The organism is Methylophaga muralis (genome assembly GCF_001720165.1).
GTDB lineage: Bacteria > Pseudomonadota > Gammaproteobacteria > Nitrosococcales > Methylophagaceae > Methylophaga > Methylophaga muralis.
The window spans coordinates 30,980-53,578 of the sequence record NZ_MCRI01000012.1 but is presented as its reverse complement, the minus strand read 5'-3'; the positions used below and the strand labels follow the sequence as shown (position 1 = coordinate 53,578).

Sequence of the window (22,599 nt, the reverse complement as noted above, 5' to 3'; positions counted from 1 at the left end):
CATTTGAGCGGCTTAATTTGTTTAAAGCTGTACGGTTTTACCTTCTTTCACTGACTGCAACGCTGCCACAATAGCTTGGCAGTTAGCCCGTGCATCTTCCAGGCTGAGTAACGGATCGGTGTTGTTCATTACACAAGCTGAAAAATGTTCAATTTCATTCACAAATTGATCGGCTGCTGGCACTTCAACCGTTTCCTGTTGCCCTGCTTCGGTCCACCAGGAAAGCTTGGCCGTTTCGTCTGCCGGTTGCCAGGTTGTATGACAGGTTATGCCACCCAAGGTGCCGATGATTTCGTAGACACTGCGTCGGGCATGTTCAAAACTCATTTCGAATTGGGCAAACCGGCCATTACCGTAGTCGAAAACACCTGTCAGGCTTAAATCCGCACCATGTTCATTTATGTTGGCAACAGCGGTAACGGCTTTAGGTTCTTCATCAAACCATAATCTGGCTGTATGTATGGCATAAGGTCCGATATCCCACATTGCTCCACCGCCATTTTCAATGGGGCGGTTAACCCGATATAGACGAGCTGGTTTCATTGGAAAGGCAAAACGGGTACTGACCGTTCTGACATCACCGATTACACCAGATTCAATAATCTCCCGTACCGCGTCATGTTGTGGGTGAAAGCGATACATAAAGCCTTCCATTACTTTTACGCCCTTCTCTTTTGCGGCTTGGGTAATGGCATCAATATCTTTAACCGTTAAGGCCATCGGTTTTTCAATGAGCAAATGTTTACCATGGGCAATGGCTTTTAATGCCCATTCAGCATGCTCTTCATTCGCCATCGGCAAATGGATTACATCAATATCTGGATGACTTAATAAAGCCTCGGGATCATCCAGAGCAAGAATATCGTTATTCTCAGGCGCCAGTTTTGCCAATGCCTCAGCTGCAGCGCCTTTTCGACGGCTGGCGACGGCAACCAGCTTTGCATTATTGGCTTCAATGATGGCAGGGATTAATTTTTCGGTGACGCGCGCTGCTCCGAGGATCCCCCAGTTCAGGATAGTTTTTTCTGCGGTCATTTTTTACTCCATTTAAATCATTATGTGCTTCATCATAACGATTTAAATGGATTGCACCAAACTTGAAAGTCCCTTTAATAATCAGTGTTTTTATCTCGAGACAGATGGCTTATCCTACTCAATAATCTTATTCATCAATGAGGACGAGTTATGACGATTGAAGTTGGACAACAGATACCTGATGGCAAATTAACCGAATGTGTGGAATTCGATCCTGAAAATGGCTGCCCGATGAACCCGTCGCCGATGGATGTGCGTGAGATGGCAAAAGGCAAAACCATTGTATTGTTCACGGTACCGGGAGCATTCACTCCGCTTTGTTCTTCGCAACATTTACCTGGTTATGTCGAACATGCAGATGCCATTAAAGCCGCTGGTGCCGATGAAATTTGGTGTTTAGCAGTCAATGATGCGTTTGTTATGGCCGCTTGGGGCCGTGAGCAAAAAGCCAATGGCAAAGTCCGTATGATGGCTGATGGCAGCGCCGAATACACCAAAGCATTAGGTTTGGATCGTGATTTAACCGGTGGTGGCATGGGCGTTCGTTCGTTCCGGGCCGCAATGATTATTACCGATGGTGAAGTGAAATATATCGGCGTGGAAGCTTCGGGTGAGTTTGCTAAATCTAAAGCCGAAACCATTCTGGAAGAATTAAAAAAATAACGGTCGCAAGTTAACCGGTTTAAACAAAGGGCAGTGTTTGACACTGCCTTTTTGTTTAATGTTTTCTCAACGCTGTAGCAGCTTCACTCCATCAGACGAGCCAATAAATACCGCTTTGACAATATCCGCAAAAATACCGTGCTCAACTACACCCGGCATAACGGTTAGCAAGGCATTAATCTGCGCAGTTTCAAGATCAGTAAATTGCATATCCAGAATTAAATTTCCAGCAGCACTATAGGCCACATTATCACCCGCGGCATTCAGCCTAAGACTGCCTTTAGCCTGCAGTTTTGCCAGTCGATTTAGCACCAGCTGCGCGGCACTTGGCATCACTTCGATAGGTATGGCGTTTTTCTCACCAATTCGTGAAACCATTTTGCTGTCATCAACCAGCACATAAAAAGCAGTGGCATGACTGGCCAGTAACTTTTCACAGACCAGATCCTGCCCTCGTCCTTTTAACAGCTGCATATCAGTGGTGACTTCATCCGCACCATCCACATACATATCCAGATGCGATAAATGCTCGATGGAAATGACCTGAAGTCCAGCCTGCTGAGCCTTAACTCGACTGATGACCGAACTGGCCACAACCTGAATCTCCAATTGCTGTTCATGCTGTCGGCGAGCCAGTTCATCGATAAACAGGTTGGCAGTTGAACCGGTACCCAAGCCGACAATCATGCCGTTGTCGACGATTTCGGCAGCTTTAATGGCCACCTGTTGTTTGGGACTTGGCGGGCTCGCTTCAGTATGTGTGGACATTGACAAACTCCTTGCATGTTTTGGCAAAATTGTCGTTTCAGCTTAGCATGGTTAAATTAGCTGCTCACCTTTCGTGGAGACAAACATGGCTCAACTCACTGAAATAATCCAGGAAATTGAACGTGTAACTGGAGTCAACTGCCAGCCACATCAACTGTCTTCGGTAGGCGGCGGTTGCATAAACACCGCCTATCAGTTGAAAACACCTGATACTCAGTTCTTTATTAAAGTAAATAGTCCGAAGCTGTCAGATATGTTTGTTGCTGAAGCCCAAGGCTTGCAAGAGATGGCAGAACTCAACGCTGTTCGCGTGCCGAAAGTCATTTGCTATGGCACCGGCGATGGACATAGTTATCTGGTATTGGAATATATTCCTCTTGGCAGCATGCGCGGCTCAGCCAATGCCAAGCTCGGCGAACAACTGGCTTTGTTACATCAACAGCCACAAGCGTATTTTGGCTGGCATATGGATAACACCATCGGCAGTACGCCGCAGATAAACGATCGTTCTGCCAACTGGGTGCAGTTCTGGCAACAACAGCGTCTTGGAAAGCAACTTGAATTCGCTGCCACAAATGGCTTTAGAGGCAGTCTGCAGAAAAATGGTGAACGGTTAATTGAACTACTGCCAGCCTTTTTCACAGATTATCAGCCACAAGCTTCTTTATTACACGGCGACTTATGGGGTGGCAATGCTGCTGCAGATGAGCATGGTAATCCGGTGATCTTTGATCCCGCCTGTTACTACGGAGATGCTGAAACCGATTTGGCCATGACTGAATTATTTGGTGGCTTTGGCAGTGACTTTCATGCCGGTTACCGGAGTATCAGAGCAGTCGATTCCGGTTATCGCACTCGCAAAACGCTCTATAACCTTTATCATATTATTAATCATCTTAATCTGTTTGGTGGCGGCTACCTCGGTCAGGCCGATGCCATGATTTCGCAACTATTGGCCGAGCTACGGAGTTAGTTAAGAATGAGTCAAATCAAAGTGTTATTCGTCTGCATGGGCAATATCTGCCGTTCACCTACCGCAGAAGGTGTGTTTATCAGTTTATTGAAAGATAAAGGCAGCAGTGACAAGTTTCTGGTTGACTCTGCCGGCACACATGCTTATCACGTTGGCGAACCACCTGATGCCCGTGCTCAACAAACCGCTAAGCAACGTGGTGTAGATTTATCTTTTATCAGAGCTCGTAAATTTCGTTACGAAGACTTTGAGCATTTTGATTACATTCTGGCGATGGATCAGGACAATCTGGATATCCTCAAACAGGCTTGTCCAATTGAATATCAACATAAGGTCAGACTATTTCTTGACTATGCCGAAGGCCGTGATGAAACCGATGTGCCGGATCCCTACTACGGTGGGCAGAATGGCTTTAACCATGTATTTGATTTAGTCACTGATGCTGCTGAAGGTTTCTATCAAAAAGTTCTAAAATAAGGGTTGTTATTCCGGCGATGAGGGGTATCATCTAACAGCTTTTTTACCCCCCATCGCAGGAAGCTATCATGCCCGTTTCAGGCTTATCCAAGTCATTGTCTGGCTGGACAATCTTTGTCTTAATGTCACTGTTTTCTCCAGCGTTATTGGCAGCAGAAAATGCAGCTATGCTTGATCTGACAGGACATTGGGTTGGCTTTGCCGCATTAGCAATATTCTTTATTGCCTATGGATTGGTCATCGCCGAAGAGCAGATCCATATGCGCAAATCCAAGCCAGTCATTGTGGCTGCGGGTTTGATTTGGGTATTGATTGCAATGATTTACGCCCAGCAAACTGATCCGGTTTTCCATGAAACAGCTGGCATCATGATTCGCCACAACCTGCTGGAATATGCCGAACTGTTTTTATTCCTGCTGGCAGCAATGACCTATATCAACACCATGGGCGAACGGGGAATCTTTGATGCGATTCGTGCCTGGCTGGTCAATAAAGGCTTTTCATTAAGAACTATTTTCTGGCTAACCGGTTTGATGGCTTTTTTCATCTCACCGGTAGCCGATAACTTAACTACCGCATTATTGATGGCCACCGTGGTCATGGCTGTTGCCGGCAATAATCATAAATTTATTGCTGTCGCCTGTATCAATATCGTTGTGGCAGCTAATGCGGGCGGTGCTTTCAGTCCATTTGGTGATATCACCACGTTAATGGTCTGGCAAAAAGGTGTGTTGGCGTTTCATGAATTTTTTGCGCTGTTTGTACCATCGCTGGTCAACTGGCTGATTCCTGCGGTTTTATTATCACTGGCAATCAAAAATGTGGCCTCAATAGCAGTTCATGAATATGCCCCGCTCAAATCGGGAGCGATGGTAGTTGTAGGATTATTTATTCTTACCATTGCCATGGCTGCCAGCAGTCACCACTTTCTGCATTTGCCTCCTGTGCTTGGCATGATGACCGGTTTAGGTCTACTGAAACTGCATGGTTATTTCCTAAAAATGCGCGATAAACGTTTAATGGATAAACGTGAAAATGATGGCCAGACCGCGTTTAATATTAACGATGATACCCAGCAGAAAATGCCGTTCAATATTTTTGAGCAATTGCAACGCGCCGAATGGGACACACTGATGTTTTTCTACGGCATCATTTTATGTGTTGGCGGCCTTGGTACCATTGGCTATCTCAGTGTGGGTTCAGAGTTTTTATATGGTCAATTAGGTGCGACCACTGCCAATATCATGGTCGGTTTGATTTCCGCAGTTGTCGATAACATTCCTGTCATGTTTGCCGTGTTATCTATGATGCCTGACATGAGTCATGGTCAATGGTTACTTGCCACTTTAACCGCCGGAGTCGGCGGTTCACTGTTGTCGATAGGGTCAGCAGCTGGCGTAGCAGTAATGGGTCAAGCCCGTGGTATATATACCTTCGTCGCGCATTTGAAATGGGTTTGGGCTATCGCGCTTGGCTATATCGCCAGTATCTGGGTACATCTATGGTTGAATGCTGATTTATTTGCTGTCGCTCTACCCTGACAGCTTGAAATAGCGTAAAAGGCCCCGACGTATTACAATTGCCGATTATTTTTTTGAACACAAATCAGGTTGAAAATGCGTTACAACACAGATGATTTACGCATCGTTGGTATTCAGGAAGTTTTGCCACCAGCGCAATTGCATGAACAATTACCGATCTCGGATGCGGCATCTGAAACCGTGTTTAACGCTCGCACTGCGTGTCAGGATATTCTGCATCACCGTGATGATCGTTTGATCGTCATTATCGGCCCCTGCTCTATTCATGATCCCAATGCGGCACGTGACTATGCCAGTCGCTTGCAGCCGTTGATTCATGAGCTGGCTGATGATCTGCATATCATTATGCGCGTCTATTTTGAAAAGCCTCGTTCCGTTGTCGGTTGGAAAGGTCTGATTAATGATCCTTACCTCGATGGCAGTTTCAAAATCAACGACGGACTGAATATCGCCAGAAAATTGCTGTTGGATCTTGCTGAAATGGGTGTTCCTGCTGCAACAGAATATCTGGATCTTATTAGCCCTCAATACATTGCCGATCTGATCTCCTGGGGCGCAATCGGTGCGCGTACAACAGAAAGTCAGGCGCATCGTGAACTGGCCTCCGGCTTGTCTTGCCCGGTTGGGTTTAAAAATGCCACTGATGGTGGACTGCAAATTGCTGTGGATGCGTGCCTGTCAGCATCAAAACCACATCACTTCATGTCCCTGACCAAAGATGGCCATTCCGCTATTTTTTCTACTACTGGCAATCCAGATTGCCATGTCATTTTACGTGGTGGTAAAAAGCCTAATTACGATAAAAGCAGTATTGATGAAGCGGCGGCAGTGATTGGCCGCAGTGGGCAATCAGTGCGAATTATGGTCGATTGCAGTCATGCCAATAGTGGCAAAGATCACTTGCAACAGGAAGTGGTCGGACGCTTATTGGCTGAACAGATCGCAGCCGGTGATAAACGCATTATCGGCTTGATGCTGGAAAGTAATCTGGTTGGCGGCAGACAAAATGTGGAAGCGGACAAAGAACTGGTTTACGGCCAAAGTATTACCGATGCCTGCATGGCTTGGGATAATAGTGAGCCATTATTGCGTGAGTTAGCCGCGGCGGTCAGACAGCGTCGCAAGAATGCCGCTGCTGCTTGATAAAAAGCAAAGGAATTTTTGACTCTTTTACCAGTCAGATTGCGAACTCGTTGCTAAGACGCTAAGTCCTTCACCATCAAGCCTTAACCTCATACTGCAACGCTACATTAAAAGCGTTATTAAGCTATAATATTCGGTTCATAATTTGTATTTGAATCAGGGTAGAGCAGTAACTTATGCTAATTCCTGAGAAAATCAGTAGGTTATTACATGGCTGACTATGCCCTAATTTTGATAAGCACCATTCTGGTGAACAACATTGTGCTGGTGAAATTCCTCGGCCTATGTCCGTTCATGGGTGTTTCGCGCAAGCTGGAAACAGCAATGGGCATGGCGCTGGCAACCACATTTGTTTTGACCTTATCATCTATCAGTAGTTATTTGATCAATGAATACCTGCTGTCTCCGCTGGGTCTTGAATTTCTGCGTACCATCAGTTTTATTTTTGTTATTGCCGTTGTCGTTCAATTCACCGAAATGGTCGTGCATAAAACCAGCCCGCTGCTGTATCAGGTTTTAGGTATTTTCCTGCCGCTTATCACCACCAACTGTGCCGTTTTAGGTGTTGCTTTGTTGAATGTTCAGGAAAAACACGGTTTTCTGGAATCAGCTTTATATGGCTTTGGTGCCGCGGTCGGCTTTTCAATTGTATTAATCATTTTCGCTGCAATGCGTGAACGACTCGCTGCAGCTGATGTGCCCGTTCCGTTCCAAGGTGCAGCCATTGGGCTAATCACTGCCGGATTAATGTCGATGGCCTTTATGGGCTTTGCCGGTTTAGTGAAGGTTTAGCCATGTTGACAGCCATCATTGCTATCACGCTGCTCGCGTTGATTCTGGGACTTGTGCTCGGGTTTGCCTCAATACGTTTTAAAGTTCAAGGTGATCCGATTGTCGATCAAATCGATAAAATCCTGCCGCAAACTCAATGTGGTCAATGTAGCTTTGCCGGTTGCCGACCTTATGCAGAAGCGATCGCTGCAGGGGAAGTTGATATCAACCGTTGCCCTCCCGGTGGTGAAGCCACCATTCAGGCACTGGCTGATTTACTTGATGTCGAACCCAAACCACTGGACGAAGAATGTGGGGTAGAAAAACCGAAAATGCTGGCTGTGATTGATGAAGCTCGCTGTATCGGTTGTACTTTGTGCATTCAAGCCTGCCCTGTAGACGCCATTCTCGGCGCTGCCAAACATATGCACACGGTTATTGCTAATGAATGCACCGGCTGCGAATTATGTGTTGAACCATGTCCAGTAGATTGTATTGATATGGTCGAAACTCAACCGAACCCGCACACTTGGCGCTGGCCGGATCCTTCACATGTTGACCTGCAAAGGAGAACCGGATCATGAGTGCGCCGTTAGGTGATTTTCCAGGTGGATTGAAACTGCCCGGTCATAAAAAACGTTCCACTCAAGGGCCGATTCGTAAAACGCCAATAAGCAAACAACTGGTGTTGCCTTTGCAACAACATATCGGTGCAGCTGCAGTGCCAATTGTTGAGGTCGGTGATAAAGTCTTAAAAGGTCAACGAATCGCACGCGCCGAAGGCCATGTTTCTGTCTGTCTGCACGCTCCAAGTTCCGGTGTCATAACTGCCATTGGTGAACATGCCATTCCACATCCATCAGGTCTTTCTGCACCGTGTATTACCATTGAAACTGATGGCGAGGATCGCTGGATTGATCGGCAACAAATAAAAGATTTCCGTCAGCATTCTGCCCATGAATTACGGCAGATTATTCGGGATGCCGGTATTGTCGGTTTAGGTGGCGCTGGTTTTCCAAGCTTTATCAAGCTCAATCCAGGTGTGCATCACAGCGTTGAAACCTTACTGATTAACGGTGCAGAGTGCGAACCATATATCAGTTGTGATGACATGCTGATGCGTGAACGTGCAGACGGTATTCTTGATGGCGTAGAGATCATGTTGTTCGCCCTGCGAGCTTCACGCTGCATCCTGGCTATTGAAGACAACAAACCTGAGGCTATAGCAGCGATGCGTTATGCCCTCTCCGGCCGATCGCATTTATCTCAAACTGAAATAGTAGTAGTGCCAACCCGTTATCCAACGGGTGGTGAAAAACAATTGATCCAGGTTGTCACCAACAAACAGGTACCAACCAATAAATTGCCGATTGATATCGGTATCGTCTGCCATAACCCCGGAACAGCCTATGCAGTAGGCCGCGCTATTTTGCATGGTGAACCGTTAATTTCACGAGTGGTCACAGTCACCGGTACAGACGTCCCTCACGCTGGCAATTTTGAAACCTTATTTGGCACGCCAATCAAAGACTTATTGGTATTCTGTGAGACCCGACGTCAACCGGACGAACCGTTTATCCAGGGTGGTCCGATGATGGGTTACAGTCTGGCTGGTGATGATTTACCGATCACTAAAACGGCCAACTGTATTCTGGTCGGTGTTGATGATGTGGCCCCGCCAGCACAACCGTTACCGTGTATTCGTTGTGGTGATTGTGCCGATGTCTGTCCTGCCAGTTTGCTGCCACAGCAGTTGTATTGGTATTCCCGCGCCAAAGATTTTGATAAAACCCGTGATTACAACCTGTTTGATTGTATCGAATGCGGTTGCTGTGATTATGTGTGCCCGAGCAAAATACCGCTGGTTTCTTATTTCCGGTTTGCCAAAACTGAAATCATGAATCAGGAACGTGAGCGTCACAAATCTGACCTTGCCAGACAACGCCATGAAAGCCGTCTCGAACGTTTAGAACGTGAAGCGCAGGAAAAAGAAGAACGTCAACGTCAACGCAAAGCCGCCTTAGCTGCAACTAAAGCAGCAAAAGCCAAAGAAGAAGATTCGACCAACACAGCAGAAGCTGCCGATTCGGTTACTGAGGAAAAAGCCTGATGCCTATTTTTCGGCTGAGCCCGCCGTTTTTAGCAGGTGCTAATCGCGTCACCTTACAGATGCTGCAAGTTCTGCTGGCATTGATTCCGGCCGTGATTGCCATGACTTTTTATTTTGGTCCGGGTGTTTTGATTAATGTCACGCTAGCCGTTTCAGTGGCACTCATCACCGAAGCTTGATGCTGAAATTACGTCATCGTCCATTAAAACCATTTCTAAGTGATGGTAGTGCAGCGGTAACCGCGGTGTTACTGGCTTTGGCGATTCCTCCGTTGTCACCATGGTGGATGACGGTGATTGGTGTGACCTTTGCCATTGTTTTTGCTAAACATTTATATGGCGGTCTGGGTTATAACCCTTTTAATCCGGCGATGATTGGCTATGTGTTGTTATTGATTTCCTTTCCATTGGAAATGACCACCTGGTTGCCTGTGCAATCTTTGGCCGAGCAACCAATGGGTTGGATGAGCGCCTTGCAATTGATTTTCACCGGTCAGTTTAATGGTTTGGGTATAGATGCCTATTCCGGTGCGACGCCGCTCGATGCGATGAAAACACAAATCGTATTACTGCAACACCCTGAATTTATCAGCAGTCAGCCTATGTTTGGTATGGCTGGTGGCCTTGGCTGGGAGTGGATCAATATCTGGTTTGCTTTGGGCGGGATTTGGCTGATTTATCGTAAGGTTATCAGCTGGCATGTGCCGGTGGCGATGATTTTAGCGCTGCTGATTATTAGCAGTATTACCACCCTGATTGATCCGACTATTTCCGGTTCACCACTGTTTCATTTATTAAGTGGTGGCACCATGCTCGGCGCATTTTTTATTGCTACCGATCCTGTGTCGGGTTCGACCACATTGAAAGGTCGAATCGTGTTTGGTGCCGGAGTTGGCATTTTGACTTATGTAATTCGTATTTGGGGTGGTTATCCAGATGGTGTGGCGTTTGCGTGATCCTGATGAATATGTTGGTGCCTCTAATTGATTATTACACCCAGCCACGTGTCTATGGTGGAGCGGCACGATGAAAGCATTATGGAATCAACCGGCGTTTCGGGTTGGGCTGATGCTGGCTTTGTTTGCCATCGTGGCAACAACTTTAGTGGCGTTTACCGAAGAAAGTACCCGGGAACAGATTAAAGAAAATGAACGTCTGGCTTTATTGGATGCCATTAATGTATTGGTGCCCAAACAGGTCTATGACAACGATATTCTGAATGACACGATTGTGTTACCCGCTACCCCGCAATTAGGCACTACAGAGCCAACAATGGTGTACCGGGCACGCAAAAATAATGAACCAGTTGCTGCGGTATTAAGTAGTGTGGCACCGGATGGTTATAGCGGCAGTATCAATATTCTGATTGCTGTCTACACCGATGGCAGTCTGGCTGGAGTACGTGTAATCAGTCACAAAGAAACCCCCGGCTTGGGTGACAAAATAGATGTGCAACGTGATGACTGGATCCTGCAATTTGCTGGATTGTCATTAGACTCACCGGATAAATCGCGGTGGAAAGTTAAAAAAGATGGTGGTGATTTTGATCAATTTACCGGCGCAACCATTACCGCTCGCGCCGTAGTGAATGCCATCAAACGTACATTGGAATTTTTTGAAGCTAATCAGGATAAGTTGTTTATCCCGGCAGAGGAAAACACATGACAATCTATCAGCAGATTATTAAAGAAGGTCTGTGGAAAAATAATCCCGCCTTAGTGCAATTATTGGGTTTGTGTCCGTTGTTGGCTGTTACCAATACCATGATTAATGGGCTGGGACTTGGCCTGGCCACCATACTGACTCTGGTCGCTTCAAACGGTATTATTTCCATGTTGCGTCATCAAATTCCGGATGAAGCACGGTTGCCGGTGTTTGTTTTAATCATTGCGTCGATTGTTACCGCGATAGAATTGTCCATGAATGCCTGGTTCCATGAGCTGTATCTGATCCTTGGTATTTTCATTCCGTTAATCGTCACCAACTGTTCGATCATCGCCCGGGCAGAAGCCTTTGCAGCACGGAATCCAGTCGCACCCTCTTTACTCGATGGACTGATGATGGGGATTGGTTTTACTGCAGTGCTGGTATTGCTTGGTGGCATGCGCGAATTATTGGGTCAGGGCACCTTGTTTAGCCAGGCACACTTAATGTTTGGTGAAGCTGCTCGCGGTTTGGAAATCACTGTTATTGATGATTATCGTGGATTTCTGATTGCCATTTTGCCGCCCGGTGCATTTATCGGTCTGGGATTAATCGTGGCGTTGAAAAACGTGATTGATGCTCGAGTCAGTCGTCGCGCCGTTAAGGTCGAAGCAACAACGCTGGCAACTCAAACCACAACGGGCTAACAATGAATCAAACGCAGCGGCAACAATTTTTTAGCAGACTGCGCGATCAAAACCCAGCGCCCACCACAGAGCTGAATTATTCAACACCGTTTGAATTGCTGATTTCGGTGATTCTGTCAGCACAAGCCACCGATGTCGGCGTCAATAAAGCCACTGATAAACTTTATCCCGTAGCCAATACGCCGCAGGCGATTCTGGATTTGGGTGTGGATGGTCTGAAAAGCTATATCAAAACCATCGGCCTGTTTAATAGCAAAGCTGAAAACGTTATCAAAACCTGCCAGCTACTGATTGATAAACATAACGGCGAAGTTCCAGAAGATCGTGAAGCATTGGAAGCTTTACCCGGTGTCGGTCGCAAAACCGCCAATGTCATTCTCAACACCGTTTTCAAACATCCAGTCATGGCGGTTGATACCCATATCTTTCGTTTGTCAAATCGAACCGGACTGGCCAAAGGCAAAAATGTCCGTGAAGTGGAAGATCGCTTGATGAAAGTTATTCCGGCAGAATTCAAACTTGATGCCCATCACTGGTTGATTCTGCATGGTCGCTATGTTTGCACAGCAAGAAAACCACATTGCGATCAATGCATTGTGACTGATTTGTGTGATGAATTTCGTCGCAATCAGCGACAACGGATAACTGCCTGATGGCCGTTTTCAGTCAGAATCGTGATGCACTACGCCAACAATATCATGATGTTTGGCAAAAAATGCAATCCGCTCAAATACTCACTGCGTTAGAACAGATGATTGCTGATGTAATAACGCTTCACCCCGAATATCACTCCCTGCTCTCCTCACCTATTCAATCAGGCCAGGAATATTTTGTAGAAAACGGTCAGACCAATCCCTATCTGCATATGGGACTGCACATTGCGGTTCACGAACAACTCTCCATCAATCGTCCAGCTGGAATCGTGCAAGCCTATCAACAGTTATCGGCTAAAACAGGCGATGCACATACCACTGAACATTTAATGGTTGATTGCCTGGCTGAACAATTGTGGCTGGCCCAACAGCAGCAACAACCGCCATCAGAAACCGCCTACCTCAGATCAGTTCAACGTTTATCGGAGAAATAATCATGCAGGCATTAAAGTTTCAGAATGCTCAGACAATGGCGCAAATAATCAGCCAACCAACACCTAAAGCATCCGGCTATGACGTATTGGTTGCCGTGGAAGCTGTAGCGGTGAATCCGGTAGACCTGAAAGTTAAATCGACAATTCAGCCCGATTCAGAAGGCAAAATCATTGGTTTTGATGCCTCTGGCACCATCGTCGAAATTGGTGATCAATGCCAAGGCTTTCAGGTTGGAGATAAAGTCTTCTACGCTGGTGATATTGGCAGAGAGGGTTGTTATGCGACGCACCAACTGGTGGATTCACGGATTATTGCCAAAGCACCTAGCAATCTGGAAATGCATCAAGCGGCCGCTTTAGCGTTAACCAGCCTTACCGCATGGGAAAGTTTGTTTGATCGACTGAAAATTGATGCGGTCAAAGATGAGAATAAAACATTATTGATTATCGGTGGTGCTGGCGGTGTCGGTTCAATGGCCATTCAACTTGTCAAACAACTCACCAAACTGAACGTTGTCGCGACCGCTTCACGCCCAGAGAGCAAACAATGGTGTGAAACCTTAGGTGCTGATGCGGTTGTCAGTCATCAAGGCTCTTTAACCAGCAACTATCAACAAGCCAATCTGTCAGCCCCGGATTATATTTTGTGTCTCAATGACAGCGACTATTACTATCCGCAAATGGTTGAATTGATTGCACCGCAGGGGATGATTGCCCTGGTGGTCAATTTTCAGCAACCTGTCGATTTGAATCTGCTAAAAAATAAAAGTGCAGGATTGGTCTGGGAATTCATGTTTACCCGCCCTCGTATGCAAACCAATGATATTCAACAGCAGGGAAACATCCTAAAACAAGTCGCTGAGATGGTTGAATTAAATCAATTACGGCCTATTGCACAACGACATTTTGACAAGCTGACCCCCCAAACACTTGAACAAGCCCATGATTTGTTAAGCCAATCTCAAACATTAGGCAAAATAACGCTTGGGCCGTTGTCTGATGCGTAGCGCGGCTGAGCATATGCCCGTATAATTAGTGCCACTATTAAGAAGACTGAGGTAAACATGCAATCATCTAATTCACCTAAGTATTTGATCGGCAGTTTAATTGTTGTCGCAGTACTGTTTCTAATTGCCAATCTGATTTTGTCTAATATGCTGGCAATTGCCGACAATGTTGTCGAACCAGAACCCATGGATGCTGAAGCAATTGCCGAAAGATTAAAACCGGTTGCCAGAGAAAATATTGGTGAAGAACAAATTGCCGAAGCGCCTGTAGCAGATGAAACCGAAGATACAGCACAAGCTGGGGATAACAGTGTCGGTAAACAAGTCGTTACCCAAGTGTGTGCGGTTTGCCACGCATCTGGCATGATGAACTCACCCAAAATTGGCAATGCTGCTGATTGGGCTCCACGTATTGAACAAGGCATGGACACAGTATATAAACATGCAATTGAAGGCTTTAATATGATGCCAGCCCGCGGCGGTAATCCGAAACTAACGGATGAAGAAGTAAAAGCTGCTGTGGATTACATGATTTCATCAGCTGACTAAAAAAAGTAATTGCATGAACACGCTAAGCCGGTATATTCCGGCTTAGCTTTTGAGATAAATACCAAGACAATATTTTAGAGTTATTAAGCCTAATGCTGAAACGATTATCGTCTAGCATCGACAGGGATCACACCAGCCGCCATGAGCTTACTCAGTTTTAATCTCCCACTTGCCGCCTTATTGCCTTTTTTTGCAGCTCCTTTTGCTGCATGGGCCACCCGCTACAATAGATTAGCCTCAGCCTGGGTAGCCGGTATAACCACCTTACTGACTCTGGCGCTGCTATTCCCTTCCATGGCATTTGTCTTTGCCGGTGAAACGATTATTCAACAATGGTCCTGGCTACCATCTATTGGTTTCAACATCGCTTTTAGACTAGACGGTCTGGCACTGTTATTTGCGCTACTAATCTTACTGATTGGTCTGCTGGTAATTATCTATGCCCGTTATTACTTGTCTGCAAAAGATTCCATGGGCCGTTTTTACGCCTACATGCTGATGTTTATGGGTTCGATGCTGGGCATTGTTTTATCGGAAAATCTGCTTCAACTGGTGGTGTTCTGGGAACTCACCTCGATCACCTCATTCCTGCTTATCAGTTACTGGCAACATCGTCAGGATGCCCGTCAAGGTGCACGTATGGCACTTGCTGTGACCGGTGGCGGCGGATTAGCGTTACTGGGTGGCGTGTTACTGCTCGGTCATATTGTGGGTAGCTATCAGTTAACGGATGTATTAGCTTCTGGTGACTTGATCAAAGGGCATGACTTATATCTGCCGACATTAGTTTTGATTTTGCTTGGTGTATTTACCAAATCAGCTCAATTTCCATTTCATTTCTGGCTGCCCCATGCAATGGCGGCCCCCACTCCGGTTTCGGCTTATCTGCATTCCGCCACCATGGTTAAAGCTGGTATCTTTTTGTTAGCACGCTTTTTCCCAGCCTTATCCGGCACTCCGGAATGGGTTTGGCTGGTCAGTTCCGCCGGTCTGATCACCCTACTGCTTGGTGCTTACGTCGCTTTATTCAAACATGATTTAAAAGGTTTATTGGCTTACTCAACGTTAAGTCATTTGGGTCTTATCACACTGCTGTTTGGTTTTAGCAGTGAGCTGGCATTGGTTGCTGCAATTTTCCATATCATCAATCACGCGACTTTTAAGGGCTCGCTATTTATGGTTGCCGGTATTATCGACCATGAGTCTGGCACCCGTGATATGCGTAAGCTTAATGGTCTGTTCAAAATGATGCCGCACACGGCTGTACTGGCAATGATTGCTGCAGCAGCCATGGCAGGTGTTCCTTTATTGAACGGTTTCTTGAGTAAAGAGATGTTTTTTGAACAGGCGATTAGTGCTTCTGGAACACCGCTTGCTATCTGGACGATTCCAGCATTGGTCACACTCGCCGCCATCTTCTCAGTCGCCTATTCACTGCGCTTTATCCATGATGTGTTTTTCAATGGCGAGCCCATTGATCTACCTAAAACACCGCATGAGCCACCACGCTTTATGAAAATCCCAGTAGATATCCTGGTAGTGCTGTGTTTATTGGTCGGGATTGCCCCGATGTATTTAATCAGCCCTATTTTGACGGTGGCTGTGGCATCAAGTCTGCAAACCGCAGCGCCTGAATTCAGTCTGGCTATCTGGCACGGTTTTAATATTCCATTATTGATGAGTTTCATTGCCTTAGTTTTAGGTGTGGCGGTTTACACCATGCGCCATCGTTTATTCGCCTGGAATGAAAAAGGTCTGCATAGCCTTGATGGCAAAGCCGTTTTTGATTGGCTACTGTGGAAAACTATCCGTTTGTCGAAAAAAGTTACCGATGCCTTCGATCAAACCACCTTACAACCAGCAGTTACGTGGGTAATTGGTGGTGCATTGGTTCTCGGTATCGTTACCTTCTTCCAGTTCAACTCACCATTGATCGGCAATCGTGTGATGATGGAGGCCGATGTCATTACGTTATTAATGTCACTGATTCTCATAGTGGCCAGTTTGCTGACGGTCATACTCCACCATAAACGACTGGTCGCATTAATCGCTATTGGGGTAGTCGGTCTGATTGTGGCTTTGGGCTTTGTGAAGTTTTCGGCACCGGATTTGGCGTTGACACAGTTATCCGTTGAAGTCGTCACCATTGTTTTGTTGTTGCTGGCCTTGTTCTTTTTGCCGCAACACACACCGCAGGAACGCAGCTATATTCGCTTTACTCGTGATGGCGTTATTTCTGTCTCCGCTGCTGTTTCAGTATTCTTTTTAGCCATGGCGGTGTTGAGCCGCGACTACTCACCTATCTCTGGCTTCTTTATTGAAAATGCCAAACCGGGTGGTGGTGGTACCAATGTGGTCAATGTCATTCTGGTCGATTTCCGTGGTTTTGATACATTGGGTGAAATTGCAGTATTGGCATTAGCCGGTTTAGGTATATTTGCCATGCTGGAAGGCTTGAAACTTTTTGCACCAACAAAAGATGTCGATGGATTGGTTTGGAGTCATGATCCACATCCGCCTATTATGCAGACCCTGACACGTTTACTGTTCCCGCTAATGTTGATGGTGGCGGTGTTTATCTTCCTGCGTGGTCATAATCTGCCGGGCGGCGGGTTTATTGCTGGTTTGATTGCTTCGGTTGCTTTGATTTCACAATACTTAGCTAATGGTATTGATTGGACCAATGAGCGTTTACGAATCGATATGCATCGGGTGATCTGGATTGGCTTATTGATTGCCACATTGACTGGCGTGGTATCGATGTTTATTGGCTATCCGTTCCTGACAACCTCATTTACTTATCTGACTTGGCCTGTTGTCGGCAAATTTGAAGTGGCCAGTGCAATAGCCTTTGATTTAGGGGTATTCCTGGTGGTGGTGGGTGCCACGGTAATGATTCTGGTAGAGCTTGGCAAACTCAGTCATGCATCGCATCACATCAAAAAAGAGGAAGTGAACTAATGGAGTGGCTAATTGCCAGTGTCATTGCCGTTATGACCGGTTGTGGCGTGTATTTAACGCTGAGAGCCAGAACTTTTCCCGTCGTATTGGGGCTGACCATGCTTGCCTATGCGGTTAATGTCTTTTTGTTTGCCATGGGCCGTTTGCAGGTTGGCTTTCCTGCAGTTATTGATCCTGCTGCTGCTGGTTACACCGACCCTCTGCCCCAAGCATTAGTGTTAACCGCAATTGTTATTGCCTTTGGTATGACAGCGTTTCTAATCGTTCTAGCATTAAAAGCGCGTAGTGAACTGGGCAATGATCATGTTGATGGCCTGCATCGCTCTGATGATGAACGCAAAGCCAAGCGACACAATAACAAAACAGATTCCGAACGGAGCGCATCATGAGTCCGTTCACCATTTTGCCCATCTTGTTGCCATTAATTGGCGGCATCTTGATGCTGATGGCGCGTCCTGCAGGCATTCAAACACAACGCATCTTAAACCTGATATTAGTGAGCTTGCTGGTCGGTGTCAGTCTGGTTAGTTTCAATCTAGCAAGCAGCGATGTACAGCAAGTAGTTTTGCTCGGTAACTGGCAAGCACCATTTGGTATTGTCATCGTGCTGGATCGCTTATCAGCGATGATGTTGCTGTTAACCTCGTTACTCGCATTGGCTGCGTTGTGGTACGCCATACGCACCGATACCGATAAACAGGGGCAACATTTCCATGTGTTGTTCCAAATGCAGCTGTTTGGTCTTAACGGCGCATTTATGACCGGTGATGTGTTCAACCTGTTTGTGTTTTTTGAAGTTCTGCTACTCGCCTCATACGGTTTATTACTCCATGGTGGCGGTCGTCTGCGTACTCGCGCCGGTCTGCATTATGTGGTGATCAATCTTGTAGGTTCGACGCTGTTCCTGTTTGCCGTCGGCACGCTTTACGGCATCCTCGGTACACTGAATATTGCGGATATGGCTATTGCAGTAAAAACCGTGTCACCAGAAGATCAAGGTATTGTCGCTACAGCAGCTGTGTTATTGCTGGTGGTATTTGGTATTAAAGCAGCAATGTTTCCTTTGTATTTGTGGTTACCCGGTGCGTACGCCTATACCTCGGCACCAGTTGCTGCGCTATTCGCCATCATGACCAAAGTTGGTCTGTATTCAATTATCCGGGTGCATGGCACCATCTTTAGCGAACAAGCAGGTGATCTGGCCTTTGTTCATGTTCAATGGGTTTTACTGCTTGGCTTAATCACTTTGGCATTGGCTGCATTAGGTGTATTAGCCGCTCGGGCATTACGCCGTCAGGTGGCGTATTTGATTTTAGCGTCAGTAGCGACCTTGATGATTGCTATTGGTGTTAACAATGAATTAGCACTGACAGCCACTTTTTACTATCTAATACATTCCACCCTGCTGGGCGCGGCAATGTTTTTAGTCGCTGATGTCATCCTCAAAGGGCGTGGCACATATGCGGATTCACTGACCAAAGCGATTCCTATTGATCGTCCGATCATTGTGGGATCAGTTTTTATGGTGCTCGCTATTGCCTTGACTGGTATGCCGCCGTTGTCAGGCTTTTTCGGTAAGGTAATGATTCTGAACTCAGCACTCAGTCATCCATGGTTCGCGGCTATTTTAGGCGTGGTATTGGTTGCCGGTTTACTGATGATCGTGGCAGTTTGCCGTTCGGGCTCATTGATGTTTTACAGCGTGAAAAAAGATAAATCGGAACAATCAACACCGTTAAATAAATCCGCATTTGTGGCAGTCATCATGTTGATGCTGGTCAGCCCGTTAATGGTGATATTTGCCAAACCATTAAATGAGATGAGTAGCCAAATCGCTGCCCAGTTATACGATCAACAGGCTTATATTGATGCCGTATTAACGACGCTTCCTCATGGAGAAAACGGCAAATGATGTTTCGGCGTATCTTTCCCCATCCGTTACTGACCCTGATTTTATGGGCGATCTGGTTATTACTGAATAACAGCATAGATCCGGGACATATCGTACTGGGTGGCGCTTTAGCAGTCTTTATTCCGTGGCTGACTTCCAGCTATTGGCCCGAGCAAATTAACATTCGTCGACCCTGGAAACTGGTGCATTATATCCTCTACGTTTTATGGGATATTTTGATTGCCAATGTCATTGTTGCAAAATTAATCCTCGGCCCACAAAAGAAACTCAATCCGGGTTTTCTGCATTATGAATTGCAATTAACCAGCCCGGTTGGCATCAGCTTGTTAGCGAATACCATTTCATTAACACCCGGCACAGTCAGCTGTGATTTGACCGAAGACCGCCGTTATTTATTGATCCATGCTTTACACATTGATGACGTGGCAGAAATCAAAGCTGAAATTTACCGCAAATTCGAGAAGCCATTGCTGGAGATCTTTGTCGTATGCTGAATCTGGCCCTATCAATTGCTTTTGTCATGGTCGCCATCGCGATCCTGCTGAGTTTTATCCGGCTGATTATCGGCCCCAGTGTGCCGGACCGAATCCTGGCGCTGGACACTTTATATATCAACACCATTGCCCTGCTGATTTTGCTGGGAATCAACCTGCAAAGTGCGCTGTATTTTGAAGCGGCATTGTTAATCGCTGTAATGGGCTTTATGGGCACGCTGGCGCTAAGCAAATATTTGCTGCGCGGCGACATAATGGAATAGAGGCAATTATGCTTGAGTGGACCTTAGCAATTTTGATTTTACTGGGCGCGTTTTTTACGCTGGTCGGTTCAATTGGCTTATTTAAACTACCCGATTTCTATATGCGTTTACACGGCCCAACTAAAGCCAGTACTTTGGGTGTAGGCGCCATTCTGGTCGCCTCCGCTATTCATTTCAGCCTTAAAACTGATGGTGTTAGCCTGCATGAAATTCTGGTCACACTGTTCTTGTTTATCACCGCGCCGGTTAGTGCACATCTGATGGCCAAAGCCGCGATTCATATTAAAGTCAAACAGGTGGATCGTACCCGCCAGTTGGAAAAATAAATTGACCGAAGTTGAACCACGCAAACCCCAAATCTGGGTCGATGCTGATGCCTGTCCGGTGGTGATAAAAGAAATTCTTTATCGTGCTGCCACTCGGAGCGAAACACATACCACCTTTATTGCTAACCACAGTTTACGACTGCCACCCTCACCATTTCTCAAGTTCCAGCAAGTGCAATCTGGTTTTGATGTGGCTGATAATGAAATAGTCGAACGCCTGCAAAAAGGTGATTTAGTGATTACGGCAGATATCCCGCTCGCTGCCGAAGCCATTGAAAAAGGTGCATTAGCATTGAATCCCAGAGGCGAACTCTATACCACCGACACCATCAGCGCTCGTCTCACCATGCGTAACTTTATGGAAACTATGCGTAGCAGCGGTGAACATATGGGCGGCCCCGCCACTTTTAATCAGCGTGACAGACAAGCGTTTGGTAATCAACTGGATAAGTGGCTACAAAAAGCTAAACGTTAAGTTGAAATTTCGCTCAAGTTATTTTCCAGCAGCGTGAAGTTACAAAGGCTTAATCGCCACCTTTCGGAACTTGATCTCACCTGCGGCGTGTTGCAAAGTAATTGGCCCTTCGGTAAATAAGCCGTTATTCAGCTCTGAAACCGTCTCGTCATTGAGAACTACAATGATGTCCCGACCCTTAGCAGTAATTTCAAAAGTGTTCCATTGACCACCGGCCTTGGGCATCGGATCTACTTCGGCGAAAAGCACAATCCCACCGGTGCCGTAGCTCTGGTCTGGGCGCTGGTCAAAAATATTGACCTCATAGCAAGACCGTAACGTAATTGCCGAAGGATCTTGGCAACGAAGAAAAACCCCGCTATTGGCATCATCACTTGACCAAAATTCAACATATAGCTGGAAATCCTTATAGCTGTTTTTGGTAACCAGGTGTGCGGCATCTTCACTCGTGAGTTTGTCAGCAACGATCACACCGTCCTCTACCCGCCAGTTGCTCTCACCTAACTGGTTCCATTCACTACCAATAGTCTTACCGTCAAACAATGAAACCCAGCCAGATTCAGCCTTTCCTGTGGCCCATACACCAGCAGTTGCAACTGAAAGACCTACAGCAAAAACCGCTGTGAGTTTCGATAGTCGTTGCATTGTGATTTTCTCCTTTAAATGGACGATATCTTAGTCGTTGGTTTGTATAAGTAAGGTTTTATGACAATGATTTTTAGAAGAGCTTCAGGCAAAAATAAATGCCCTTATGTATAACCATTCTGAATCGTCAGCATTACCAAAGTATTAACAGCGAATTGTTATTTTCGTTCTGTCTTTTAAGTGGTAAACCTGAACTGTTAAGACATAGACATAGTATTTCGGGATATTGGTCGAGGTGTATTAGCGATGAACACCGTTTAGTTTACAAATTGTCCGATGAAAGTCTGTTAATAGCTCAATTATGGTATCAGTCGAGTAATAATTTCGCTTTAGCGTCTCAGAACAAAAGGCTTTAAAGTAAGGCGAAGCCGCAATGAAAACACATCGCAGTCCCTGTGATTGTTATGTGCTTTTCTTGGATATGTACCTGACATTCTCCAATCCCTCAAAATCATTATCCTGGGTCCACAACACTGCAGCGTGCTTTTGAGCGGTGGCGAAGATAATGCTGTCAGCCAAAGGCAGCTTATGGAGCACACCATATTTTGCGGCATCCATTGCTAAATCAGAATCTAGAGGGATAACTTTGCCTTGCTTCATGTGCGCGGTGACGATCAAAGCTGCTTCTTCACCACGTTGGCGCAATACGTTCTTAAAAACTTCTGTGATCGTAATACTAGGTACGAGTAACTCTGGTAGTTTTTCGATTGCCTCGGAAAACACTGTAGCGTTGTCGTCGCCGGCGAAGTACGACAACCAGGCCGATGAATCAACAACATTCATATCCGATCTTCTTCCCTGACAACAGTGGTATCAATACCTTTAAGAAAGCCTTGCATTTCCTTCATGGGCTTGAGTGGAATCACCTCGATTCGGCCCTGATAGGACATGATCTGGACTTTCTGCCCCGACACAATGCCCATTGATTCACGAATTTCTTTAGGAATTACAATCTGATACTTCGGAGAAACGGTTACTTCAGTCATGACACCACCCATCGATAAGGAACTGGTATTACGATACCGTTATCGATGAACGAAATCAAGACA

General features: G+C 46.1%; 27 protein-coding genes and 1 pseudogene. 23 read left to right on the top strand and 5 right to left on the bottom strand.

The window, feature by feature from the left end; genetic code table 11:
* Window positions 1-21: 21 nt before the first annotated feature.
* Window positions 22-1,035, bottom strand: a complete 1,014-nt coding sequence (locus A9E74_RS06925) for a Gfo/Idh/MocA family protein (protein ID WP_069295910.1) — start codon at window positions 1,033-1,035, stop codon at window positions 22-24.
* 150 nt (window positions 1,036-1,185) lie between these two features.
* Between A9E74_RS06925 and A9E74_RS06920 the strand changes: the two genes are divergently transcribed.
* Entirely contained in the window at window positions 1,186-1,698 is a 513-nt protein-coding gene (locus A9E74_RS06920) for a peroxiredoxin (RefSeq protein WP_069295909.1), read from the top strand.
* A gap of 66 nt (window positions 1,699-1,764) precedes the next feature.
* Here the strand turns inward: A9E74_RS06920 and rpiA are convergent, their stop codons facing one another.
* Window positions 1,765-2,466: a ribose-5-phosphate isomerase RpiA gene (gene rpiA, locus A9E74_RS06915; protein WP_069295908.1), complete on the bottom strand. Its 702-nt coding sequence runs from the start codon at window positions 2,464-2,466 to the stop codon at window positions 1,765-1,767.
* An 85-nt stretch (window positions 2,467-2,551) separates the two neighbouring features.
* On the opposite strand from rpiA, the gene A9E74_RS06910 reads away from it, so the two are divergent.
* The 21 genes and pseudogenes from A9E74_RS06910 to A9E74_RS06810 all read left to right on the top strand — a co-directional run bounded on the left by A9E74_RS06910 (window position 2,552) and on the right by A9E74_RS06810 (window position 20,905).
* On the top strand, window positions 2,552-3,439 hold the full coding sequence (locus tag A9E74_RS06910; protein WP_069295907.1) for a fructosamine kinase family protein: 888 nt from the start codon (window positions 2,552-2,554) through the stop codon (window positions 3,437-3,439).
* Between the two features lie 6 nt (window positions 3,440-3,445).
* Window positions 3,446-3,916 carry a low molecular weight protein-tyrosine-phosphatase gene (locus A9E74_RS06905; protein WP_069295906.1) on the top strand — a complete coding sequence of 157 codons (471 nt, stop codon included), beginning with the start codon at window positions 3,446-3,448 and terminating at the stop codon, window positions 3,914-3,916.
* Window positions 3,917-3,984: 68 nt separating this feature from the next.
* Window positions 3,985-5,457, top strand: a complete 1,473-nt coding sequence (gene nhaD, locus A9E74_RS06900) for a sodium:proton antiporter NhaD (RefSeq protein WP_069295905.1) — start codon at window positions 3,985-3,987, stop codon at window positions 5,455-5,457.
* A 75-nt stretch (window positions 5,458-5,532) separates the two neighbouring features.
* A complete protein-coding gene (locus A9E74_RS06895; RefSeq protein ID WP_069295904.1) occupies window positions 5,533-6,600 on the top strand; it encodes a 3-deoxy-7-phosphoheptulonate synthase in 1,068 nt (355 codons plus the stop codon).
* Between the two features lie 210 nt (window positions 6,601-6,810).
* Window positions 6,811-7,392, top strand: coding sequence for an electron transport complex subunit RsxA (rsxA, locus tag A9E74_RS06890; protein ID WP_069295903.1), 582 nt, complete (start codon window positions 6,811-6,813; stop codon window positions 7,390-7,392).
* A gap of 2 nt (window positions 7,393-7,394) precedes the next feature.
* Entirely contained in the window at window positions 7,395-7,955 is a 561-nt protein-coding gene (gene rsxB / locus A9E74_RS06885; protein WP_069295902.1) for an electron transport complex subunit RsxB, read from the top strand.
* Window positions 7,952-9,481, top strand: coding sequence for an electron transport complex subunit RsxC (rsxC, locus tag A9E74_RS06880; RefSeq protein ID WP_069295901.1), 1,530 nt, complete (start codon window positions 7,952-7,954; stop codon window positions 9,479-9,481). Before rsxB ends, rsxC begins: the two co-directional genes overlap by 4 nt.
* Window positions 9,481-10,510: pseudogene (rsxD, locus tag A9E74_RS06875) on the top strand (electron transport complex subunit RsxD). Before rsxC ends, rsxD begins: the two are co-directional and overlap by 1 nt.
* On the top strand, window positions 10,507-11,145 hold the full coding sequence (rsxG, locus tag A9E74_RS06870; RefSeq protein ID WP_069295900.1) for an electron transport complex subunit RsxG: 639 nt from the start codon (window positions 10,507-10,509) through the stop codon (window positions 11,143-11,145). Before rsxD ends, rsxG begins: the two are co-directional and overlap by 4 nt.
* Window positions 11,142-11,831: an electron transport complex subunit E gene (locus A9E74_RS06865; protein WP_069295899.1), complete on the top strand. Its 690-nt coding sequence runs from the start codon at window positions 11,142-11,144 to the stop codon at window positions 11,829-11,831. The genes rsxG and A9E74_RS06865 overlap by 4 nt, the downstream gene beginning before the upstream one ends.
* Window positions 11,832-11,833: 2 nt before the next feature.
* Entirely contained in the window at window positions 11,834-12,484 is a 651-nt protein-coding gene (gene nth, locus A9E74_RS06860; RefSeq protein WP_069295898.1) for an endonuclease III, read from the top strand.
* The gene (locus tag A9E74_RS06855; protein WP_069295897.1) at window positions 12,484-12,918 is read left to right on the top strand and encodes a DUF1841 family protein; all 435 of its coding nucleotides are present in this window, start codon (window positions 12,484-12,486) and stop codon (window positions 12,916-12,918) included. The genes nth and A9E74_RS06855 overlap by 1 nt, the downstream gene beginning before the upstream one ends.
* A gap of 2 nt (window positions 12,919-12,920) precedes the next feature.
* Window positions 12,921-13,925, top strand: coding sequence for a zinc-binding alcohol dehydrogenase family protein (locus tag A9E74_RS06850; protein WP_069295896.1), 1,005 nt, complete (start codon window positions 12,921-12,923; stop codon window positions 13,923-13,925).
* A 57-nt stretch (window positions 13,926-13,982) separates the two neighbouring features.
* Window positions 13,983-14,474 carry a c-type cytochrome gene (locus A9E74_RS06845; protein WP_069295895.1) on the top strand — a complete coding sequence of 164 codons (492 nt, stop codon included), beginning with the start codon at window positions 13,983-13,985 and terminating at the stop codon, window positions 14,472-14,474.
* A gap of 141 nt (window positions 14,475-14,615) precedes the next feature.
* Window positions 14,616-17,435 carry a monovalent cation/H+ antiporter subunit A gene (locus tag A9E74_RS06840; RefSeq protein WP_069295894.1) on the top strand — a complete coding sequence of 940 codons (2,820 nt, stop codon included), beginning with the start codon at window positions 14,616-14,618 and terminating at the stop codon, window positions 17,433-17,435.
* Entirely contained in the window at window positions 17,435-17,824 is a 390-nt protein-coding gene (locus tag A9E74_RS06835; protein ID WP_069295893.1) for a Na+/H+ antiporter subunit C, read from the top strand. Before A9E74_RS06840 ends, A9E74_RS06835 begins: the two co-directional genes overlap by 1 nt.
* Window positions 17,821-19,347, top strand: coding sequence for a monovalent cation/H+ antiporter subunit D (locus A9E74_RS06830; RefSeq protein ID WP_069295892.1), 1,527 nt, complete (start codon window positions 17,821-17,823; stop codon window positions 19,345-19,347). The genes A9E74_RS06835 and A9E74_RS06830 overlap by 4 nt, the downstream gene beginning before the upstream one ends.
* Window positions 19,344-19,841, top strand: coding sequence for a Na+/H+ antiporter subunit E (locus A9E74_RS06825; protein ID WP_084002985.1), 498 nt, complete (start codon window positions 19,344-19,346; stop codon window positions 19,839-19,841). Before A9E74_RS06830 ends, A9E74_RS06825 begins: the two co-directional genes overlap by 4 nt.
* Window positions 19,835-20,104, top strand: a complete 270-nt coding sequence (locus A9E74_RS06820; protein WP_069295891.1) for a K+/H+ antiporter subunit F — start codon at window positions 19,835-19,837, stop codon at window positions 20,102-20,104. The genes A9E74_RS06825 and A9E74_RS06820 overlap by 7 nt, the downstream gene beginning before the upstream one ends.
* Before the next feature lie 8 nt (window positions 20,105-20,112).
* Entirely contained in the window at window positions 20,113-20,430 is a 318-nt protein-coding gene (locus A9E74_RS06815) for a Na+/H+ antiporter subunit G (protein WP_069295890.1), read from the top strand.
* A gap of 1 nt (window position 20,431) precedes the next feature.
* On the top strand, window positions 20,432-20,905 hold the full coding sequence (locus A9E74_RS06810) for a YaiI/YqxD family protein (protein ID WP_069295889.1): 474 nt from the start codon (window positions 20,432-20,434) through the stop codon (window positions 20,903-20,905).
* Between the two features lie 39 nt (window positions 20,906-20,944).
* Here A9E74_RS06810 and A9E74_RS06805 read toward each other — a convergent pair whose 3' ends face one another.
* Complete coding sequence (locus A9E74_RS06805; RefSeq protein WP_069295888.1) at window positions 20,945-21,550, bottom strand: 3-keto-disaccharide hydrolase; 606 nt, start codon at window positions 21,548-21,550, stop codon at window positions 20,945-20,947.
* A gap of 98 nt (window positions 21,551-21,648) precedes the next feature.
* Between A9E74_RS06805 and A9E74_RS14030 the strand changes: the two genes are divergently transcribed.
* The gene (locus tag A9E74_RS14030) at window positions 21,649-21,906 is read left to right on the top strand and encodes a type II toxin-antitoxin system YoeB family toxin (RefSeq protein ID WP_084002984.1); all 258 of its coding nucleotides are present in this window, start codon (window positions 21,649-21,651) and stop codon (window positions 21,904-21,906) included.
* 46 nt (window positions 21,907-21,952) lie between these two features.
* Here the strand turns inward: A9E74_RS14030 and A9E74_RS06800 are convergent, their stop codons facing one another.
* Both A9E74_RS06800 and A9E74_RS06795 read right to left on the bottom strand, forming a co-directional pair.
* Complete coding sequence (locus A9E74_RS06800) at window positions 21,953-22,333, bottom strand: type II toxin-antitoxin system VapC family toxin (RefSeq protein ID WP_069295887.1); 381 nt, start codon at window positions 22,331-22,333, stop codon at window positions 21,953-21,955.
* Window positions 22,330-22,536 carry an AbrB/MazE/SpoVT family DNA-binding domain-containing protein gene (locus tag A9E74_RS06795; protein ID WP_069295934.1) on the bottom strand — a complete coding sequence of 69 codons (207 nt, stop codon included), beginning with the start codon at window positions 22,534-22,536 and terminating at the stop codon, window positions 22,330-22,332. Before A9E74_RS06795 ends, A9E74_RS06800 begins: the two co-directional genes overlap by 4 nt.
* Window positions 22,537-22,599 lie beyond the last annotated feature (63 nt).

What these genes read in the sequence shown, in the direction of transcription:
- nth (WP_069295898.1), top strand. Translation starts at nt 11,834, where the DNA reads ATGAATCAAACGCAGCGGCAACAATTTTTTAGCAGACTGCGCGATCAA.
- A9E74_RS06825 (WP_084002985.1), top strand. Translation starts at nt 19,344, where the DNA reads ATGATGTTTCGGCGTATCTTTCCCCATCCGTTACTGACCCTGATTTTA.
- rpiA (WP_069295908.1), bottom strand. Translation starts at nt 2,466, where the DNA reads ATGTCCACACATACTGAAGCGAGCCCGCCAAGTCCCAAACAACAGGTG.
- A9E74_RS06865 (WP_069295899.1), top strand. Translation starts at nt 11,142, where the DNA reads ATGACAATCTATCAGCAGATTATTAAAGAAGGTCTGTGGAAAAATAAT.
- rsxG (WP_069295900.1), top strand. Translation starts at nt 10,507, where the DNA reads ATGAAAGCATTATGGAATCAACCGGCGTTTCGGGTTGGGCTGATGCTG.
- A9E74_RS06925 (WP_069295910.1), bottom strand. Translation starts at nt 1,035, where the DNA reads ATGACCGCAGAAAAAACTATCCTGAACTGGGGGATCCTCGGAGCAGCG.
- rsxB (WP_069295902.1), top strand. Translation starts at nt 7,395, where the DNA reads ATGTTGACAGCCATCATTGCTATCACGCTGCTCGCGTTGATTCTGGGA.
- A9E74_RS06850 (WP_069295896.1), top strand. Translation starts at nt 12,921, where the DNA reads ATGCAGGCATTAAAGTTTCAGAATGCTCAGACAATGGCGCAAATAATC.
- A9E74_RS06905 (WP_069295906.1), top strand. Translation starts at nt 3,446, where the DNA reads ATGAGTCAAATCAAAGTGTTATTCGTCTGCATGGGCAATATCTGCCGT.
- rsxC (WP_069295901.1), top strand. Translation starts at nt 7,952, where the DNA reads ATGAGTGCGCCGTTAGGTGATTTTCCAGGTGGATTGAAACTGCCCGGT.
- A9E74_RS06910 (WP_069295907.1), top strand. Translation starts at nt 2,552, where the DNA reads ATGGCTCAACTCACTGAAATAATCCAGGAAATTGAACGTGTAACTGGA.
- rsxA (WP_069295903.1), top strand. Translation starts at nt 6,811, where the DNA reads ATGGCTGACTATGCCCTAATTTTGATAAGCACCATTCTGGTGAACAAC.
- A9E74_RS06895 (WP_069295904.1), top strand. Translation starts at nt 5,533, where the DNA reads ATGCGTTACAACACAGATGATTTACGCATCGTTGGTATTCAGGAAGTT.
- A9E74_RS06855 (WP_069295897.1), top strand. Translation starts at nt 12,484, where the DNA reads ATGGCCGTTTTCAGTCAGAATCGTGATGCACTACGCCAACAATATCAT.
- A9E74_RS06820 (WP_069295891.1), top strand. Translation starts at nt 19,835, where the DNA reads ATGCTGAATCTGGCCCTATCAATTGCTTTTGTCATGGTCGCCATCGCG.
- A9E74_RS06815 (WP_069295890.1), top strand. Translation starts at nt 20,113, where the DNA reads ATGCTTGAGTGGACCTTAGCAATTTTGATTTTACTGGGCGCGTTTTTT.
- A9E74_RS06800 (WP_069295887.1), bottom strand. Translation starts at nt 22,333, where the DNA reads ATGAATGTTGTTGATTCATCGGCCTGGTTGTCGTACTTCGCCGGCGAC.
- nhaD (WP_069295905.1), top strand. Translation starts at nt 3,985, where the DNA reads ATGCCCGTTTCAGGCTTATCCAAGTCATTGTCTGGCTGGACAATCTTT.
- A9E74_RS06795 (WP_069295934.1), bottom strand. Translation starts at nt 22,536, where the DNA reads ATGACTGAAGTAACCGTTTCTCCGAAGTATCAGATTGTAATTCCTAAA.
- A9E74_RS14030 (WP_084002984.1), top strand. Translation starts at nt 21,649, where the DNA reads ATGCCCTTATGTATAACCATTCTGAATCGTCAGCATTACCAAAGTATT.
- A9E74_RS06840 (WP_069295894.1), top strand. Translation starts at nt 14,616, where the DNA reads ATGAGCTTACTCAGTTTTAATCTCCCACTTGCCGCCTTATTGCCTTTT.
- A9E74_RS06830 (WP_069295892.1), top strand. Translation starts at nt 17,821, where the DNA reads ATGAGTCCGTTCACCATTTTGCCCATCTTGTTGCCATTAATTGGCGGC.
- A9E74_RS06845 (WP_069295895.1), top strand. Translation starts at nt 13,983, where the DNA reads ATGCAATCATCTAATTCACCTAAGTATTTGATCGGCAGTTTAATTGTT.
- A9E74_RS06835 (WP_069295893.1), top strand. Translation starts at nt 17,435, where the DNA reads ATGGAGTGGCTAATTGCCAGTGTCATTGCCGTTATGACCGGTTGTGGC.
- A9E74_RS06805 (WP_069295888.1), bottom strand. Translation starts at nt 21,550, where the DNA reads ATGCAACGACTATCGAAACTCACAGCGGTTTTTGCTGTAGGTCTTTCA.
- A9E74_RS06920 (WP_069295909.1), top strand. Translation starts at nt 1,186, where the DNA reads ATGACGATTGAAGTTGGACAACAGATACCTGATGGCAAATTAACCGAA.